Annotated in this window: 13 protein-coding genes; 7 read left to right on the top strand and 6 right to left on the bottom strand. The window is 42.0% G+C overall.

The window, feature by feature from the left end; genetic code table 11:
- The first annotated feature begins 195 nt into the window (after window positions 1–195).
- Window positions 196–642, top strand: a complete 447-nt coding sequence (locus tag GGQ60_RS22020; RefSeq protein WP_229685185.1) for a cupin domain-containing protein — start codon at window positions 196–198, stop codon at window positions 640–642.
- Between the two features lie 64 nt (window positions 643–706).
- Window positions 707–1,312 carry a VIT1/CCC1 transporter family protein gene (locus GGQ60_RS22015; protein WP_229685184.1) on the top strand — a complete coding sequence of 202 codons (606 nt, stop codon included), beginning with the start codon at window positions 707–709 and terminating at the stop codon, window positions 1,310–1,312.
- A gap of 222 nt (window positions 1,313–1,534) precedes the next feature.
- On the opposite strand, the gene rlmF is transcribed toward GGQ60_RS22015, so the two are convergent.
- The 5 genes from rlmF to truA form a co-directional block, all read right to left on the bottom strand.
- Window positions 1,535–2,500 carry a 23S rRNA (adenine(1618)-N(6))-methyltransferase RlmF gene (gene rlmF / locus GGQ60_RS22010; RefSeq protein WP_183768416.1) on the bottom strand — a complete coding sequence of 322 codons (966 nt, stop codon included), beginning with the start codon at window positions 2,498–2,500 and terminating at the stop codon, window positions 1,535–1,537.
- A gap of 142 nt (window positions 2,501–2,642) precedes the next feature.
- Window positions 2,643–3,911, bottom strand: coding sequence for a C4-dicarboxylate transporter DctA (dctA, locus tag GGQ60_RS22005; protein ID WP_183768415.1), 1,269 nt, complete (start codon window positions 3,909–3,911; stop codon window positions 2,643–2,645).
- 13 nt (window positions 3,912–3,924) lie between these two features.
- Complete coding sequence (locus GGQ60_RS22000; protein WP_183768414.1) at window positions 3,925–4,950, bottom strand: isoaspartyl peptidase/L-asparaginase family protein; 1,026 nt, start codon at window positions 4,948–4,950, stop codon at window positions 3,925–3,927.
- 57 nt (window positions 4,951–5,007) lie between these two features.
- Window positions 5,008–6,777, bottom strand: coding sequence for an ABC transporter ATP-binding protein (locus GGQ60_RS21995; RefSeq protein WP_183768413.1), 1,770 nt, complete (start codon window positions 6,775–6,777; stop codon window positions 5,008–5,010).
- Window positions 6,778–6,958: 181 nt separating this feature from the next.
- Window positions 6,959–7,711, bottom strand: a complete 753-nt coding sequence (gene truA, locus GGQ60_RS21990) for a tRNA pseudouridine(38-40) synthase TruA (RefSeq protein WP_183768412.1) — start codon at window positions 7,709–7,711, stop codon at window positions 6,959–6,961.
- A 192-nt stretch (window positions 7,712–7,903) separates the two neighbouring features.
- On the opposite strand from truA, the gene GGQ60_RS21985 reads away from it, so the two are divergent.
- From GGQ60_RS21985 to GGQ60_RS21965, 5 genes are all read left to right on the top strand, one after another.
- Window positions 7,904–8,371 (top strand): DUF4293 domain-containing protein, encoded by a 468-nt coding sequence (locus GGQ60_RS21985; protein WP_183768411.1) that lies wholly within the window; start codon window positions 7,904–7,906, stop codon window positions 8,369–8,371.
- 279 nt (window positions 8,372–8,650) lie between these two features.
- Entirely contained in the window at window positions 8,651–10,501 is a 1,851-nt protein-coding gene (locus tag GGQ60_RS21980) for a DEAD/DEAH box helicase (RefSeq protein WP_183768410.1), read from the top strand.
- 166 nt (window positions 10,502–10,667) lie between these two features.
- The gene (locus GGQ60_RS21975) at window positions 10,668–12,512 is read left to right on the top strand and encodes an alpha-L-fucosidase (protein ID WP_183768409.1); all 1,845 of its coding nucleotides are present in this window, start codon (window positions 10,668–10,670) and stop codon (window positions 12,510–12,512) included.
- A gap of 70 nt (window positions 12,513–12,582) precedes the next feature.
- Window positions 12,583–14,169 carry a bacillithiol biosynthesis cysteine-adding enzyme BshC gene (gene bshC / locus GGQ60_RS21970; RefSeq protein ID WP_183768407.1) on the top strand — a complete coding sequence of 529 codons (1,587 nt, stop codon included), beginning with the start codon at window positions 12,583–12,585 and terminating at the stop codon, window positions 14,167–14,169.
- An 81-nt stretch (window positions 14,170–14,250) separates the two neighbouring features.
- Window positions 14,251–15,336, top strand: a complete 1,086-nt coding sequence (locus GGQ60_RS21965) for an Ldh family oxidoreductase (protein ID WP_183768405.1) — start codon at window positions 14,251–14,253, stop codon at window positions 15,334–15,336.
- Between the two features lie 143 nt (window positions 15,337–15,479).
- On the opposite strand, the gene GGQ60_RS21960 is transcribed toward GGQ60_RS21965, so the two are convergent.
- A complete protein-coding gene (locus tag GGQ60_RS21960) occupies window positions 15,480–18,158 on the bottom strand; it encodes a glycoside hydrolase family 3 N-terminal domain-containing protein (protein WP_183768403.1) in 2,679 nt (892 codons plus the stop codon).

Raw genomic sequence — 18,158 nt, 5'->3', positions numbered from 1 at the left:
TTGAAAGAAAGGCCTTATAAGAAAGATCTTGGTATTGCTGCTTAAATATTTTAAAATTTATTTGCAAAAACCATAGAATACGGGTTTAGTAACAAATTTAGTAACAAAGTTTAGATGCTTTTGGCAACATCAATACAAAACACCTAAATTTATATTTGAAGGCTAAAGCTTAAGGACTAAAAATGTTTAAAACAGATGGCCGGATATAAAAATAAAACCATGATTAACAAAGCATTGGCTCTACTATTTTTTACATTCTTTATTTCAATCGCCGCAAAAGCCCAAATACCCGATACCAGTAAATACATTTTGCAAAACGATGTTGAAGTGGCCAAAACCGAACCGGGTACTCATAATGGTGGTGGCGAAACCATAGGCTTTAACTTTTTCGCCAATGCCAAAAACCTGAAAACAGCCTTTAGGAAAAGAATATTGAAACCGGGCTCATCAATCGGTTATCACCTGCAAAAAGAGGATGAGATTTATTATGTGATCAGTGGAAATGGAACCATGCAAATGAATGGAAAAACCTTTGCAGTGAAGCCTGGTGATGCGATATTGACCCGTCCGGGCAGCTCGCATGGCATTGCGCCAAATGCCGGCAATGACCTGACCATTTTAATTGTTTATGAAAAGAAATAGATATTGCCTTTCTATATAGGATGGCATTTACCTGATTTATCCAACATGAAAATTATTCGATCCTATGATGGAACTGGAAAAGCATTACACAAATAGAACAGGTTGGTTAAGGGCTGCCGTACTGGGGGCAAATGATGGTATTATTTCTACTACCAGTCTGGTTATCGGTATAGCTGCTGCAAGTGATACGAGAAGCCCCATCGTACTGGCTGCTCTGGCTGGTATAGTAGCGGGTTCATTATCTATGGCTGCCGGCGAATATGTTTCGGTAAGCTCTCAGGCCGACATTGAAAAAGCAGATCTCGCGCGTGAAAAAATGGAACTCGAAAGTATGCCCGAAATAGAACTACGAGAACTCGCAAAAATATACGTAGCCCAGGGATTGGATGAAGATTTAGCCATGCAAGTAGCCGTACAGCTTACGGACAAGGATGCTTTGACCGCACATGCCCGGGATGAACTCGGCATTAACGAAATTACGCAGCCTAAACCCCTCCAGGCGGCTTTTGCCTCGGGCGCATCTTTTATCAGTGGGGCTATTTTACCTTTTTTGGTTGCTTTTTTTGCCCCGATAAAATCAATGGTTTTTTATCAATATGGCTTTGCGATTGTATTTTTAGCCTTATCTGGCACTATCGCAGCCAGGGCAGGGGGGTTCAAATGTGGTTAAAGCGGTAATTAGAATCTGCTTCTGGGGAACAGTAGCAATGGTCGTAACCGCTTTAGCTGGATATATTTTCGGGGTTAAAACAGGTTAATTAATTTTTAGTTGGCAGTTCTATGCCTTCAGTACGGTGAATCTGGAATTGAAAAGAAAAAGCCGGATTAAAAATTAATCCGGCTTTACGCTTATTTATTTGAAACGATTGTTAGTCGACTAATGACTCCGAACTTATTTCCATCCCTTAGCCCAGGCTTCCTGTGCCCTTTCATCGTGGAAAGTCCAGGCGACGAACCGGCTTATTTTTTGCCCCTGGCTCATTTGAACGGTTCTTACTTCAAAAGCATTTACCTTAATCAAAGCATTATAAATACTTTTTAGGTTAGCACTTTTCGAAACCAGTGAGGTAAACCACAAAACCTGGTTTTTAATCTGTGCACTCTGAATAATCATCTGCTCAACAAAAGCACGTTCACCTCCCGGGCACCAAAGCTCTGCTTTGTTTCCACCAAAATTCAGTACGTGTTTTACTTCCTTTTCGCCACCGCCCAGGTTACGCCATTTTTGACGGGTACCTTGTTCGGCCTCTTTTAATGAAGAATGGAAAGGCGGATTGCAAACCACGGCATCAAAACGCTCTGTTCGGCCCACAATACCTCTAAAAATACCCATTTTAGAACCTTGCAAACGTGCTTCGATAGCTCCCTGCAATGATTTATTGGCTTCCACAATCCTTTTGGCAGCTTCAACAGAAAGCGGATCGATATCTGAACCTACAAAGCTCCAGCCATACTCCCGGTGACCAATAATCGGGTAAATGCAATTGGCTCCAATACCAATATCCAGCACATTTATATTGGGTCCGGTCGGGTTTTTCCCCTTATTGCTCGAGCCTAAAAGATCCGCAACATAATGAATATAATCGGCCCTGCCCGGAATAGGTGGACAAAGGTAATCTTTTGGAATATCCCATTGCGAAACATCGTAATAGTGCTTCAATAAAGCTCTGTTTAATGCTTTAACGGCATTCTGATCTGCAAAGTCAATAGAATCGTCGTTGTGTTCGTTTTTAAAAACGAAGCGTTTTAATTCTTTTGAAGTAGCGGTAAGTTGTTTGAAATTGTAACGTGCACGGTGTTTATTGCGCGGGTGTAACTCGCTTTTCTCTTTGCGGTTATTTTGTTCGTCCTGAGCCAATGTGATCTGGTTTAATTAAACATGCTGTGTTGCCTGTTTCTGCTGCAAAGATAGGTTAAATAGTTTGGAGTTGGGCGTTTTTAGTTGGGAGGACAACTCCTTTGACTAAACAAACTCCAAACTGACAACTGCAAACCCCTAGCTAAGCCTCTTCTCCTTTTTCGATTGTTGCAGGTTGTATGGCTTTTAAATATTTCTCCTGGTCGAACTGATTTTCGCTCTTGGCAATTACAATAGTAGCCACACCATTGCCTATTACGTTGGTGATGGCCCTGGCCTCGCTCATAAAACGATCTACACCAATTAAGATCGAAATGTGTTCGATGGGCATAATCTTTAATGCTGTAAGGGTGGATACCAATACAATAAAACCACTTCCGGTTACTCCCGCAGCACCTTTCGAGGTTACCATTAATACGCCTAAAATGGTTATTTGCTGCCCCAGGCTTAAGTCGACCTGGAAAACCTGGCAAAGAAATATCACGGCCATAGCCAGGTAAATGGCTGTTCCGTCAAGGTTAAATGAATAGCCTGTTGGGATAACCAAACCGACTACCGATTTATCGCAACCCATGTTTTCCATTTTCTGCATCATACTCGGCAGGGCCGATTCGGAAGAAGAAGTACCCAGCACAATCAATATCTCCTGGCGGATATATTTCAGATATTGCCATAAGCTAAAGTGGTAATACCTGCAAATCCCATTTAAAACCACAAAAATGAACAATATGCAGGTAAGGTAAACTGAGCCCATTAATTTGGCCATGCCGATTATGCTTTGTAAACCATGCGTACCAATGCTAAAGGCCATTCCACCAAAGGCACCAATGGGTGCTAAGCGCATAATCACTTTCATGATTTTGAACAGCACCTTCGAAATTTTATCAAAGGCATTTAAAACACTTGTTCCTTCACCGCCCAATTTATTAAGCCCGTAACCAAAAAGTATCGCAAATAACAAGATCTGTAAAATATTGCCCTCGGCAAATGAGGCGATAATATTGTGTGGAATAATATGAATAAAAAATTCTGCCCAGTTCATGTCCTTGGCTTGTTCGGCATAACCGGCAATTTTAGCAGCATCGCCCGCTTTAGCTACCGTATTGGCACCAGGCTTTAACAGATTGGCCACCAGCAAACCAATGGCAATGGCAACTGTGCTCACTATTTCAAAATACAACAGCGCCTTACCACCTACCCTCCCTACTTTTTTCATATCGCCCATGTGTGCGATCCCCAAAACAATGGTAAAAAATATAATCGGGGCAATTAACATGCTGATGAGGTTAATAAAACCCTGGCTGATTAATTTAGCCGTTGGCGCAAATCCGGGAAAATAAGCCCCAACTAAAATGCCTATGGTAATGGCCACCAAAACCTGAAAGGTTAAATTCGAAAAGATTTTTTTCATGAATGACCTTGCTTTACTTATAAATACTCACTTCAACTTTACCATCATCAGTAATTGCTCCCCTATACATGCCTTCGGTATTAAAAGGCATTGCTACGTTACCCTTTTTATCTAAAGCAATCAAGCCACCATCGCCTCCCATTTTACCTACTTTATCCAAAACAATTTTCGAGGCTTCGGCAACCGGCAATCCTTTATATTCCATTAAATCGGAAATGGTTTTAGCCACTACATTGCGGATGTAGAACTCTCCCCAGCCCGTACAGGAAATCCCTGCTGTTTCGTTATTGCAATAGGTGCCTGCGCCTATAACAGGTGCATCGCCCACACGGCCATATTTTTTATTCGTCATGCCTCCGGTTGAAGTTCCGGCAGCCAAATTACCCGCTTTATCGAGTGCCACGCAGCCCACTGTACCGAATTTATAATCGTGGTTTTTTATACCTAAAAGTTCAGACTTTTTATTCCCATGATCAAGAACAGCTTTTGTTGAATCCTCTTTAATTGCTTTTTGAAGGCCATCCCAACGCTCTTTTGTCCAGAAATATTTTGGATCTACGATTTCCAAACCCACTTCTTTGGCAAACTGCTCTGCACCTGCACCTACCATCATCACATGTTCTGATTTTTCCATTACAGCCCTCGCTGCAGAAATTGGGTTTTTAATGGTGGTTACCCCTGCAACCGAGCCTGCCATTAAAGTTTTTCCGTCCATGATGGCCGCATCAAGCTCATTTTTACCATCGTGCGTAAAAACCGCACCTTTACCGGCATTAAAATGCGGATCGTTTTCCATGACGTGAATGGTCGCTTCTACAGCATCAAGACTGGTTTTTCCTGCTTTAATTTCGGTATAACCGGCCTGTAAAGCCTGTGTTAAAACCGCTATATACGCCGCCTCTTTTTCAGGGGTCATATTTTTTTTGAGGATAGTGCCAGCGCCACCATGAATCACCATGACATATTTTTTCTGTTGGGCAGCAACCTTTAAGGTTATACCCGAAAGTAAAAACAAGGCAATCAACTTTAATAATTTCATCTTCCTGTTGGATTTAAGAAGCTGTTAAATTAACAAAATCCTTGAAAATAAATGAGTTTAAACTTTGGCTATCCCCTTTGATGAAAACTGCAGGTCGTAAAGCTTTTTATAATAGCCGTTTAATTTTAACAGCTGCTGATGTGTACCTTTTTCTTTGATCTCACCTTTATCCAGCACAATAATCTGATCGGCTTTCTGAATGGTTGATAAACGGTGTGCAATTACAATTGATGTGCGGCCTTCCATCAGGTTATCAATGGCTTTCTGGATGAGGAGTTCGGTTTCGGTATCAACCGACGAAGTGGCTTCATCCAACACCAAAATGGCAGGGTTATGCACCAATGCACGGATAAATGAAATAAGCTGCGCCTGTCCGGCCGAAAGCGTAGCCCCCCTTTCCATCACATCGTACTGATAACCGCCGGGTAAACGCTCAATAAATTCGTGTGCACCGACTTTTTTTGCGGCATTAACGACCTGCTCCAGTGTAATTTCGGGATTATTAAGGGTAATGTTGTTCAGAATCGTATCCGAAAACAGGAAAACATCCTGCAATACGGTAGCGATGTGACTGCGTAAATAGCCAAGTTCAAAATCTTCAATTCGGATACCATCTACCGTAATGTCTCCCTTCTTCACTTCGTAAAAACGGTTCAGGATATTAATGGTAGAAGATTTACCTGCACCGGTGGCTCCAACCAAAGCAACAGTTTCGCCGGTTTTTACCTCGAAGCTCAGGTCTTTCAGCACATAGTTATCATCATTGTAAGCAAACCAAACCTTTTCGAACCTGATGTTACCAACCAATGCAGCAGGTTTTTGTGTGCCGTTATTCGGGGTAGTTTCATCCGTATCTAACACTTTAAAAACACGTTCGGCACCCACCATTCCCATCTGCAACGTATTAAACTTATCTGCAAGCTGGCGAATTGGCGTAAACACCATGCCCAGGTACATAATAAACTGCGTAATGGTTCCGGGGGTTACATCCAAAGGCTTTGAAAGGATACTTTTTGCGCCATACCATATCAGCAGCCCCAAAGACATAGCCGAAATTAACTCCACTACAGGAAAAAAGATTGAATAATACCAGTTAGAACGGATGTTGGCATCCCGGTAACGTTTATTAATGGCATAGAATTTTCTGTACTCCTGTTTCTCCCTGGCAAAATACTGTACGATAGAAACACCCGAAATGTGTTCCTGCAAAAAGGTATTCAGGTTGGAAACCTCATTCCTGATTTCCTGAAAGGCAACTTTGATGGCCTTCTGAAATTTGCGGGTAGCTATAATCAGCAGTGGAATAGGCAAAAGCACTACTAAACTTAATTGCCAGTCGGTGTATAACATTACGCCTACAATAACCACCACCTGCAAACTGTCGCCGATCATGGAGATTAACCCTTCCGAAAAGATATCGGCTATGGTTTCCAGATCCGAAACAGTCCTGGTAATCAACTGTCCAATAGGTGTTTTATCGAAAAATTTCAGGCGGAGTTTGGTAATGTGGTTAAAAACATTGATCCGCAGATCGCGGATAACAGACTGGCCTAAGGTATTGGTTAAAAGGGTGTGGTTATATTGGATTAAGGTCTGTAAAATGAGCATAAAAATCATTAGCATGGTCATATTCACCAGGCCAGGGTAATTTCCGCTTAAAATATAATGATCGAGTGTGTATTTAATCAGGAACGGACGCACAGGCGAAATGGCCGCCAAAAGAATGGTTAAAATAACCGACCATATAAAGATAGTGCGATAAGGCTTTACGTATTGAAAAATACGCTTCAGTAATCCGGTGTTGTATACGTCGCCTGTAACTGCCATTTTTAGGGTTTAGGGTGTAAGGCTTAGGGTTTAAGCTTACATCATCTTAAAAATTAAATAATATTTATATTTATTCTAATAATGGTTTCGGATCTTATTTACCGTGCCTCTGCTATACTTCTGCCTTAAGCCTACACCACTCTATAACGGTTGGTACCTTTTACCTTAAACCTTCCGCCTTTTACCTTAAATAAGGGTATTCTACCTTTACTAAATACAAGCCGCAGGCAGGTACCGATTGCCCGGCATTGCTACGGTTTTTACTTTCTATTATTGCGCTAAAAGCTGCTAAATCTATTTCCTTTTTACCGATCGATACCAAAGTTCCAATAATGGCCCTCACCATATTCCGTAAAAAACGATCGGCCTGAATGGTAAAAACCAATCCATCTTCCTCATGTTCGAAAACGGCTTGGGTTACTTTACAGTTGTTTGTAAAGGTTTGTGTGTGCGACTTGCTGAAGCATGAAAAATCGGTATAGTTTAATAACAATGCTGCAGCACTATTCATTGCTTCTATATCCAGTTTGTCTTTAACCAGCCATGACCTGTTAAGTTTAAAAGGATCTTTTTCGAAATGGATATAATATTTATAGGCACGCGCCGTAGCATCAAACCGTGCATGCGCCTCGTTATGCACCGGGATAATCCGCTTTGCCGCAATTTGATACGGCAAAAGGGCATTGATTCCTCCCAAAGCATTTAAAACTTTGTTTTCATCCATTTCTTCGATATCAAAATGTGCATAAAAATCTTTAGCATGTACACCGGTATCGGTACGGCCACAACCCAGCGTTTCGATGGGTTGCCGAAAAAAAACAGACATAGCCTTGTCTAACAACTCCTGAACAGTTATTGCATTCGGCTGGGTCTGCCAGCCATGATACAGGCTGCCATCGTAAGCGATTTGGATGAAATATCTTTTTTTACTCAAAGTGATGCAAAAATAGTGTTTAACAAGCAAAGGGCAAAGTGCAGCATGAAGCGTTTGGAGCTGGGTATTGGTGTAAATTCCTCCTTTAAATTGCAGTTAGTGCTCCTTATCGGTCTGCGCTTACCTTCAAGAACCTTAATCTTTCTTTCTTTTCGCAAAAAAGGCTAGATTTGTTCCCATATATTTACATTCATGATACAAAGAATACAATCGATATGGCTTTTTTTAGCGGCTTTAACTTTGGTTTTAATGTTGTTCTTGCCAATTGCAACAAAAACAGTTGATGGTTCGGAAGCAAAGATCTATACAAATGGCCTGCATCATTACGTTGAAGGAAAAACTGGTAAGGTATTGAATATTGAAGTTACTTTACCATTATTGATTTCCAATATTGTGGTTGCCCTTATCTGTTTCCTAAATATTTTCAATTATAAAAAACGTAGTTTCCAAAAACGCTTCGCCATTGTTTCGATCATATTAGTCGGTGGTTTTGCTTTTTGGTGCAGCATTTATGCAAAGGAACTTCCGGGTGGCATAGAAGGCGCCAGTTTTGGTGTTGGGGCTTATTTACCAGCTCTCGCTATCCTGTTTATTGTACTGGCCATTTTCGGAATCAATAAAGATGAAAGATTGATCAGGTCAGCTGAAAGATTGAGGTAATGACATCGCTCGCTATTACTACATAAATTTAACCGTATCAGAAATAAGTACAATTAGGCTGAGGTGTACGTATATTTCTGATATGGTGTATTAAATATTATTGGCTCAAGCACTTTCTGCCGCTCTTATTACCTCTTCCCTCCTCCATCTTCCACTACCCCACCATTCATTACTTCCTTATTACCAAATAATTAAGCTTAAAAACTATTTACTTGATTACCTGTGAAATACGGAATATTAACCGTATCTTTGCGGCTCAATTAAAAAATAAAAAGACGAATGACAAACCCATTTCAATTATTGGGGATAAGTGATGACGTCGTTAATGCCGTAAAAGACCTTGGATTCGAAAATCCAACGCCGATTCAGGAGCAAAGTATTCCTGTACTGTTAGAGGGCACTAACGATTTTGTTGGTTTGGCCCAAACAGGAACAGGAAAAACAGCCGCATTTGGTTTGCCGCTGTTAGAACTAATCGATTTTAAATTAACTAAACCACAGGCATTGATTTTATGCCCTACCCGTGAGTTATGTTTACAAATCGCTAACGACCTTAAAAACTTTTCTAAAAACATTGCTAATGCTCACGTAGTTGCCGTTTACGGTGGTGCGAACATTATGCAACAACTACGCGAAATACGCCAAGGCGTTCAGATCGTAGTGGCCACGCCCGGCCGTATGTTGGATATCATTGGCCGTAAAGCCATTGATTTTTCAAATGTTAAATATGTTGTGCTTGATGAAGCTGACGAGATGTTGAACATGGGTTTCCAGGACGACATCAACGACATTTTATCAACTACTCCTGATGACAAAAAAACCTGGTTATTCTCGGCTACCATGCCGTCGGAAGTTCGCCGTATAGCTAAAAACTACATGGACAACCCGATCGAACTAACTATGGGTACCAAAAATACCGGTAACGTAAACATCGATCACGAATACTACATTGTTCGTGCACGTGATAAATATGCAGCCTTAAAACGTATTGTTGATTTTAACCCTGATATTTTTGGGGTAGTTTTCTGTAAAACGAAATTAGATACCCAGGATATTGCGGAGCATTTAATTAAAGATGGTTACAATGCAGATGCTTTACACGGCGATTTATCGCAACAACAACGTGATAAGGTAATGCAACGTTTCCGCGAGCGTAATATGCAGTTGCTGATTGCTACCGATGTTGCTGCACGTGGTATCGATGTAAACAATGTAACGCACGTAATCAACTATTCTTTACCGGATGAGATCGAAAGTTATACCCACCGTTCAGGCCGTACCGGCCGTGCAGGTAAAACCGGTGTTTCTATCTGTATCATCAATTCTAAAGAACTGGGCAAAATCCGCCAGTTAGAGCGCATTATCGGTAAACAATTTACCAAAGCCGAATTGCCTACCGGTTTCGATGTTTGCGAAAAACAATTGTTCTCTTTGGTGCATAAAGTACACAATGTAGAGGTTAACAACGAACAGATCGATCAGTACATTCCACGTATTATGGACGAATTTGCTGATTTGAGCAAAGAAGACGTAATTAAACGTTTTGCTTCTCTAGAGTTTAACCGTTTCCTGGATTACTATTCGAAAGCGCCAGATTTAAATGCGCCAGCAGGCGATGACCGTTTTGCCGACAGAGGCGAAAGAAGTGGTCGCGGACGTGGTAGCGAGGGTTATACCCGTTTGTTTATCAACTTAGGTTCGGTAGATGAGTTTACCCGCGGTGATATGTTATCTTTCATTTGTAACAACGGAAAAATTGGTGGTAAAAGCGTTGGTAAAATTGATTTAAAAGGTGTTTTCTCTTTCTTTGAAGTAGAAGATGCAGTTGCCGACAAAGTTTTTGAAGGTTTTAAATCTGTTGAATTTAACGGTCGCCAGGTTCGTATCGAAAGAAGTGGTGATGGCGGTGGTGAAAGACGCGGTGGCGGTGACAGACGTGGTGGTTTCGGCGGGGAACGCAGAGGCGGCGGCGGTGGTTACCGTGGTGGCGACAGAAGATCAGGCGGTGGAAGACGTGAAGGTGGAAACAGCGGTGGCGGTTTCAGGGATTTTTCCGGTCGTAGCCGTGAAGATAAAGGTGGCAGCGGACGCAGAGAAGGCGGAAGCGGTGAGCGCCGTAAAAAATGGTAAATCACTAAACCAAATATTTTGACAAGCCGTCCCGATTTTTCGGGGCGGTTTTTTTTGGGGCCGGCACATGCAATTATTAGTGTTTTTAGTGCAAATAAACCCTGTTTTCCCTGTAAAATCAGCCCATAAAGCCTTATATTTAACGCTTATTGCACAACCAAATATTATGCGTTATTTAAAGCTTTTTATTATTTTTTTCCTGTTATCAGCTGGTCTTAATTTATCTGCTCGGCAAGCTGCTTCAAATCCAAAAATGCAATGGTTTGCCGATGCCAAACTGGGTATTTTTATCCATTGGGGTATTTATTCGGTAAATGGTATTTCCGAATCGTGGTCGTTTTTTAATAACTATATTAACCACGATGCTTACATGAAACAGCTTAATGGTTTTAACGCAGCCAAGTACCAGCCTGCAGAATGGGTAAATCTGATTAAAGAAAGTGGCGCAAAATATGCGGTCATTACCACGAAACATCATGATGGCGTAGCGCTTTGGGACAGTAAAATGCCGAATGCCACCACAACAGTAAAACATAGTGCTGCTAAAAAAGATTTAATTAGCCCATTTGTTGCCAACCTTAAAAAATCGGGGCTCAAGACCGGCTTATATTTTTCATTACCTGATTGGAGCTACATTGATTATGATGGTTTTACGCGCGATCGCAAGCGTTACGATTATAAACAGGATCCGGCCCGCTTTAAAAAATTCCAAAATTACTTTCAGGGACAGCTTAATGAACTTTCTAACCAATACAACCCTGATTTAATTTGGTTTGATGGCGACTGGGAACATAGCGCTGAAGAATGGCGTGCCAAAAACATATTGGAAAACCTGCGTAAAGTAAATCCAAACGTGATCATCAATTCGCGTTTAAATGGCCATGGCGATTATGATACCCCTGAACAAGGTGTGCCGGTGGTTAGGCCTGCTTCGCCAGAGTGGGAATTGTGTTATACCATGAACGACTCGTGGGGTTATCAGCCTTATGATAAGCACTACAAATCGCCGAATATGATTATCCGTACTTTGGTTGATTGCATCAGTATGGGAGGTAATTTATTGCTCGATATTGGTCCCAAAGCCGATGGAACCCTTGCAACCGAGCAAGTTGAAATTTTAAAAGGCTTAGGCCGCTGGACCCAAAAACACGCTGAAGCCGTTTATGGTACACAGGCAGGGATCCCAGGTGGGCACATCGATGGGAAAACCACTTTATCTAAAAACAAAGATGTATTATACCTATACCTCGATTATAAAACCAAAAATGGCATTTTACTATCGGGAATTAAGTCTAAAATCAACAAGATTGAAGTGGTTGGCAACAAAGCACAGCCCTATACCATTAAATTAAATGAAACCGATTACCTGCTTAATTTAAAAGATACTGATTTCGATAGCGATGTGACGGTTATAAAAGTATCATTAAATGGCCCTATTCAGCTTGCCGACAACAAACCAGGAACCCTTTCGCTGGCAGACTTATATGCTGCCCCCAAACAGCGCGGTTTAACCAATTTAAACCTGAGTAAGCTGGCCATTAATTTAAATGCCGGCATCAATGTATTTCAAAATACCAGTTTACCTGCTGATGGTTTAGATTTTAATCCGGGAATCAATAATGTCGATCAAAAAATCAGCAATTGGGTAATCAAAAATGCCGAAGCACTTTATAAAACGGGAAAAGGCATCCCTGCCGGCCATTACCAGGGCAATACAGCCCTTTCTGCCGATAAACAAACCCTCTACCTTTTTGTTGAAGGGAAACCTACAGGCCCTATTGCCATTAAAGGTTTAAAAAATAACATCAGCCGCGTCAGGATCGTTGGCGAGGGTACCATGCTTAACCACGAAATTTATAACAAACTGTACTGGAGCAAAATACCGGGTATTGTTTACATCCCGGTACCGGAAGATAAATTAGATAAGGAACTAACGGTAATTGCAGTACTGCTGGATGGCCCGATTGATTTGTACCGCGAAAAAGTTGGGGCAATAGAAAGTAATTTATAATTTATTTAACGAATGTAAAATAGTTAACGGGCTTTACAATTATCCTTAAATTGCATTACTTTCGCACATCATGCAGGCAAAATATATCTCATATCAGGAAACCGGATCATTTTCAAAGCTGGTTTTAGATTATATTAACAACAAAGAACAGCTCAAGGCTTTTTACAGTTACCGCCCTGATATGGCAGGTTTAGCCAGTGCAATGGAGCATCGCAATTTCCTGGGTAACCGCACTACTTTAGTTGAAGTATTAGAGGATCAGTACCAGCATTTACACCCCAATAAATCGGTCACCAAAAATATCGAACTTTTAGGCCTCGATAATACATTTACGGTAACTACCGGCCATCAGTTAAACTTATTTACCGGCCCCCTTTATTTTATTTACAAAATTGTAACCACCATCAATTTAGCCATTGAGCTGCAAATTGCACACCCGGATAAAAACTTTGTCCCCATTTACTGGATGGCTACCGAGGACCATGATTTTGATGAAATTAACCACGTAAGTGTTGATGAGAAAAACATCAGCTGGATACAGCAAACCAATGGTGCAACAGGCAGGTTAAGTACCAAAACCGTTGCTGCAGCGGTAACCGCTTACAAAGGTTATCTGGGCATTTCTAGAAATGGAAAACGCATTGCCAAACTGGTTGAGCAGGCTTACCTGCAACATGACAACCTGGCCGATGCTACCCGTTTTTTGGTGAATAGCCTATTTGAAAAATACGGATTGGTAATTGTGAATGCCGATGATGCCCGCCTGAAAAAACAATTTGCCAATATTATTGCTGAAGACATTATACACCACAACAGTGCCCGCAATATTGAAACAAGTTCTCAAAACCTGGAGGATTTAGGTTATAAAACGCAGGTGAATGGCCGAGATATTAATTTCTTTTACCTGAACGATAACCTGCGCGAACGATTGATTTTTGAACAGGGCAAATACCGGGTAAACCATACCGATATCAGTTTTACTGAAGCTGAGCTTTTAGCTGAAATCGAATCCCATCCCGAGCGGTTTAGTCCGAATGTAGTAATGCGGCCCATGTACCAGGAAGTGATTTTACCTAACATTGCCTACATTGGTGGTGGTGCTGAGGTGGCTTACTGGATGCAGCTGAAAGCCAATTTCGATTACTACAAAGTAGATTTTCCGGTTTTATTATTACGTAATTCGGCTTTAGTGATCGACAAACGCAGTGCAGAAAATTTATATAAGCTGGGTTTTTCTTTGGAAGATATTTTTCTGCCGGTTGAAGAACTGAAAAACATTTGGGTAAAGCGGAATACCACAGCTCAACTCAGCTTAGCAGATGAAACCCGGGCCATTAACAGCATTTTCGACCAGATTAAGTTAAACGCCTACAAAATAGATAAAACGTTATCGGTATCGACTGATACGGCCAAACAGCGTACCAACCATCTGCTGGCCAACCTGGAAAAGAAACTGTTCAGGGCCGAAAAACGCAAACACGAAATGGCGCTTCTACAGATAGATAATGTTAAAAAACGGCTTTTCCCGAATGGTACATTGCAGGAGCGCATACTGAATATTGCACCGATGTATGTAAATTACGGAGAGGATTTTCTATCCTCGTGCATTGAAAACTTTGAACCCCTTGGCGGCGATTTTACTGTCTTGTTACCATAAAATTAGTCCGGAGTCGGAAGTCCGAAGTCCGGTTTATTTGAAACCTATACCTGCTACCTGGTTCTTGATACTTTAAAAATAATGAACTTCATCACCTTTTCTGAAACCAACCTAAGGGCCTTTACCTACAACGTTTTTAAAAAAATGGGCTGCTCTGATGCACATGCCGAACTGGCTACCGATGTTTTGATCCGCTCTGATCTGCGTGGCATCGATTCGCATGGTGTGGCCCGCTTAAGCGGTTACATCAGGCTTTGGGAAAAGAAACGGATTAATGCTACTCCTGACATTAAAATTGTACACGAAACCCCAACAACAGCAACGGTAGACGGAGATGCGGGATTAGGCTTGGTTGTAGCGCCCTTTGCCATGCAGGTAGCCATAGAAAAGGCCGAAAAATATGGCAGTGGTTGGGTATCGGTAAAAAATTCGAACCATTACGGCATTGCCGGTTACCATGCTTTGATGGCTGTAGAAAAGGATATGATTGGTATCAGCATGACGAATGCCAGTCCGCTGGTTGCCCCTACCTATGCCAACGAACGTTTGTTGGGCACTAACCCAATGTGCTATGCTTTTCCGGCAGGCAAATACCCACCGGTTATTGTTGATATGGCCACCTCAGCAGCAGCCAACGGCAAGCTCGAAATTGCACAAAGGGCCAATAAAAGCGTTCCTGATGGCTGGGTTCAGGATAAAACGGGCGAAAACTCCACTAATCCAAACGAATTAAAAAATGGCGGTTCGTTGTTACCCCTGGGTAGCGATAAAGACCACGGAAGCCACAAAGGTTATGGTTTAAGTGCAACGGTTGATATTTTATCGGCAGTGCTATCGGGAGCCAATTACGGCCCCTGGGTACCCCCGTTTGTTGCTTTTTTAGAACCTTCGGCAAATCCGGTTGGCGAAGGCTTGGGCCACTTTTTAGGCGCCATGCGCGTAGATGGTTTCAGGCTGGCAGCGGACTTTAAAAACCACCTCGATAATTGGGTAGAACGTTTTAAAAATGCGAAAACCATCGATCCGGATAAAAAAGTAATTATTCCGGGCGAACCAGAGTACGAATTTGAGCAGGAAAGGAAAATCAGCGGTATCCCATTGATTGATGTGGTGGTTAACGACCTGAATGAACTGGCAAACAAATTGGGAATTGAAGGGCTGAAATAATCATCCTGCATTAACCGCAATCTGCCCGTAGAGACGCTACGCTTAACTTTACAGAAGCGCATCAATAAAAAAGCCGCAAAACTAACCAGGTCTTGCGGCAACATGTATGGGTATACCCACCATACCTAGGCCGAGAATTATCTTTATGGTTTCACCGTTAACGTTTCTTTTAAATGGAGTTCGCGGCTTGATGATCCGATCATCACCCTGAAATCGCCGGGTTCAATAACCGTTTTCAGGTTAGCGTCAAGCATCTGCAGCATTTCAGGTGTAATTTTAAAGCTGATGGTTTTGCTTTCTCCTGCTTTAAGTTTAACGCGTTCAAATCCTTTAAGCTCCAAAACCGGACGGACCACACTGGCCAACATATCGCGCAGGTACAATTGTGCCACTTCTTCACCATCTTTAGTACCTGTATTTTTAAGTGTAAAGCTTACTGTAGTACCCTCATTCGCGTTAATTGCTTTTTTAGCCAATGCGATATTACCGTATTCGAAAGTGGTGTAACTTAAACCATAACCAAAGGGAAACAGCGGCTCGCCACTTAAGTTATTGTAATCGTCGCCCCTGCCGGTTGGCTTATGATTGTAAACCAGTGGCAATTGTGCCTCATGAACGGGATAAGTAATCGGAAGCCTGCCAGCAGGATTGTAATCGCCAAATAAAGTCTCGGCTACAGCAGCTCCTCCTTCCTCTCCAGGATACCATACATTCAGGATAGCTGAAGCATCGTTGATCCAGTTTCCCATGGTTATCGCACTGCCACCAACCAATAATACCACTACGGGTTTACCTGTTTTAGCCATTTCCTGAATGAGTTGTTCCTGATTGCCGGGTAAATTGAGCATGGCACGGTCTAAAAACTCTCCTTCTTTTATTCCTGCAGCAACTACAATAACATCAGCTTTTTTAGCCATTGTTTTGGCTTCTTCCAGTACCTGTGCTTCTTTATCTTCAACGCCGTAGTTCCAGACTAACTTAATGTAGGCATTACCTTTAGGTTCTTTAAACTCGATCTTAATGGAATAAGCTTTACCAGCTTCAAAATTAAAACTTTCAATACGAGTATGATAAGAAGCCTTTTCCCACTGATCGATAATCAATTTTCCATCTATATACAGGCGATAGCCATCGTTGCCGGCTAAACCGATTTGATAAGTGCCGGTTTTTGGGGCCGTAATTTCACCCTGCCACCTCACTGAATAATTATCGGTTGCCAGTTTCTCATTGGGCGAATAAAGTGTCCACATGAAATCGACTTGTTTATCGGTTCTGGTCAGTACCGGTTCTCCGGAAAGATCAGTGGTGCTAAAATATTCGCCGGTTAAGCCTTTACTGTTTTTTGTGCTGAGGAATGCAGAATCAACTACAATGTATTTTTTACTTTCCCTAAAGCTTCCCTGAGCATAATTTACCTGAGCTGATTCACCAGCCCTGGATTTAATTCCGTCTAAAATGCTGATTTTACCCTGACCTGTTCCACTATAGCCTCCTAAACGGGCCTCAATTGCGTCTTGTCCCAGTACCAGGATATTTTTAGGCTGCTTTAGCGGCAATACATTTTGATTGTTCTTAAGCAGCACGAACGATTCTAAAGCTGATTTTTTGGCCAAAGCCTTAGCCGATAGATCATTGAGCGAAGCTTCCGCTTCCTTTTCTGAAACATAGGGATTCTCGAACAATCCCAATTCGAACTTGGCCCTCAACACCCTCGCAACGGCATCATCGATACGTGCCCTTGGAATACTTCCGTCTAAAAACGGTGGTTTAAAAAGCTTATAATGTTCATAATCGACCTGAAAAATAACATCAAGCCCCCCGTTTAAAGCCTGTACGGTAGATTGTGCATAGTTTTTTGAAGTATTGTGCAACACATTTGCCCCACCTACTGCACCGGCATCAGAAATCACAAAACCTTTAAAGCCCCAATCGTGCTTTAAGGTTTTGGTTAAAAGCCAGTAATTGGATGTTGCAGGCGTTCCATCCACACTGTTATAAGAGGTCATTACCGAACGGATACCTGCCTTTTTTACTCCTTCTTCAAATGCCGGGAAGTGTATTTCGCGTAAAAATCTTTCCGTTTTCTGGATCGGATAACTGTCCCTACCCCCATCGCCAACATTCGCAATCAGGTGTTTCGGTGTTACCACTACATTTTCTTTTTCGACGGCATCCATAAATGCAGCACCCATAACTTTGGTCAGGTAAGGATCTTCGCCATAGGTTTCTTCTACACGTCCCCAGCGTACATCGTCGGCCATGTTGATTACCGGGGCAAGGATGTCTCTTATGCCTCTCACTTTAGCCTCGTATGCTATCCGTTTGCCAATCTGGCCGATGGTTAAGGGATCAAACGTTGCAGCTAAACCAATCGATTGCGGAAAAGCCGTTGCATTTTTCCGGACTAAACCATGTAGAGCTTCATCAAATACCAGCATCGGGATACCCAGCCGGGTATCGTTTACCAGATAACGTTGTAACTGGTTAACTTTTTTAGCAAGGGTTAAGGCATTCTCGGTGGTATTGTAGCTCAGTAATTGCTGGGCCTCTCCCGCACCGCCAGATTGGGCACTGATCTGTAAGCCAAAAATCCCATTTTTGTAGTAACCTTTAGCTATGCCATCAACATCGCCTGGTACCATAAATAACTGCCAGAATTTTTCTTCAGGCGTCATTCTCGATACCAGGTCTTTCACCCTTAAATCGATACTGAGCTTAGGATTTTTGTATGGCAGGTATTGCACATTTTTATTTTGTGCAGAAACGCCAGCCGAAAATAATAATGCTGCAATTAAAGAAGTATTTCTTTTGAGGTTAAACAT

The sequence above is a fragment of the Pedobacter zeae genome, from assembly GCF_014196715.1.
GTDB classification, from domain to species: domain Bacteria; phylum Bacteroidota; class Bacteroidia; order Sphingobacteriales; family Sphingobacteriaceae; genus Pedobacter; species Pedobacter zeae.
Note: the sequence above shows the minus strand (reverse complement) of the source record. Positions and strands in the feature narration are given on the sequence as shown.

What these genes read in the sequence shown, in the direction of transcription:
- GGQ60_RS21985 (WP_183768411.1), top strand. Translation starts at nt 7,904, where the DNA reads ATGATACAAAGAATACAATCGATATGGCTTTTTTTAGCGGCTTTAACT.
- GGQ60_RS22015 (WP_229685184.1), top strand. Translation starts at nt 707, where the DNA reads ATGATGGAACTGGAAAAGCATTACACAAATAGAACAGGTTGGTTAAGG.
- GGQ60_RS22020 (WP_229685185.1), top strand. Translation starts at nt 196, where the DNA reads ATGGCCGGATATAAAAATAAAACCATGATTAACAAAGCATTGGCTCTA.
- GGQ60_RS21960 (WP_183768403.1), bottom strand. Translation starts at nt 18,158, where the DNA reads ATGTTTAACCTCAAAAGAAATACTTCTTTAATTGCAGCATTATTATTT.
- GGQ60_RS22000 (WP_183768414.1), bottom strand. Translation starts at nt 4,950, where the DNA reads ATGAAATTATTAAAGTTGATTGCCTTGTTTTTACTTTCGGGTATAACC.
- GGQ60_RS21980 (WP_183768410.1), top strand. Translation starts at nt 8,651, where the DNA reads ATGACAAACCCATTTCAATTATTGGGGATAAGTGATGACGTCGTTAAT.
- GGQ60_RS21965 (WP_183768405.1), top strand. Translation starts at nt 14,251, where the DNA reads ATGAACTTCATCACCTTTTCTGAAACCAACCTAAGGGCCTTTACCTAC.
- GGQ60_RS21995 (WP_183768413.1), bottom strand. Translation starts at nt 6,777, where the DNA reads ATGGCAGTTACAGGCGACGTATACAACACCGGATTACTGAAGCGTATT.
- dctA (WP_183768415.1), bottom strand. Translation starts at nt 3,911, where the DNA reads ATGAAAAAAATCTTTTCGAATTTAACCTTTCAGGTTTTGGTGGCCATT.
- bshC (WP_183768407.1), top strand. Translation starts at nt 12,583, where the DNA reads ATGCAGGCAAAATATATCTCATATCAGGAAACCGGATCATTTTCAAAG.
- GGQ60_RS21975 (WP_183768409.1), top strand. Translation starts at nt 10,668, where the DNA reads ATGCGTTATTTAAAGCTTTTTATTATTTTTTTCCTGTTATCAGCTGGT.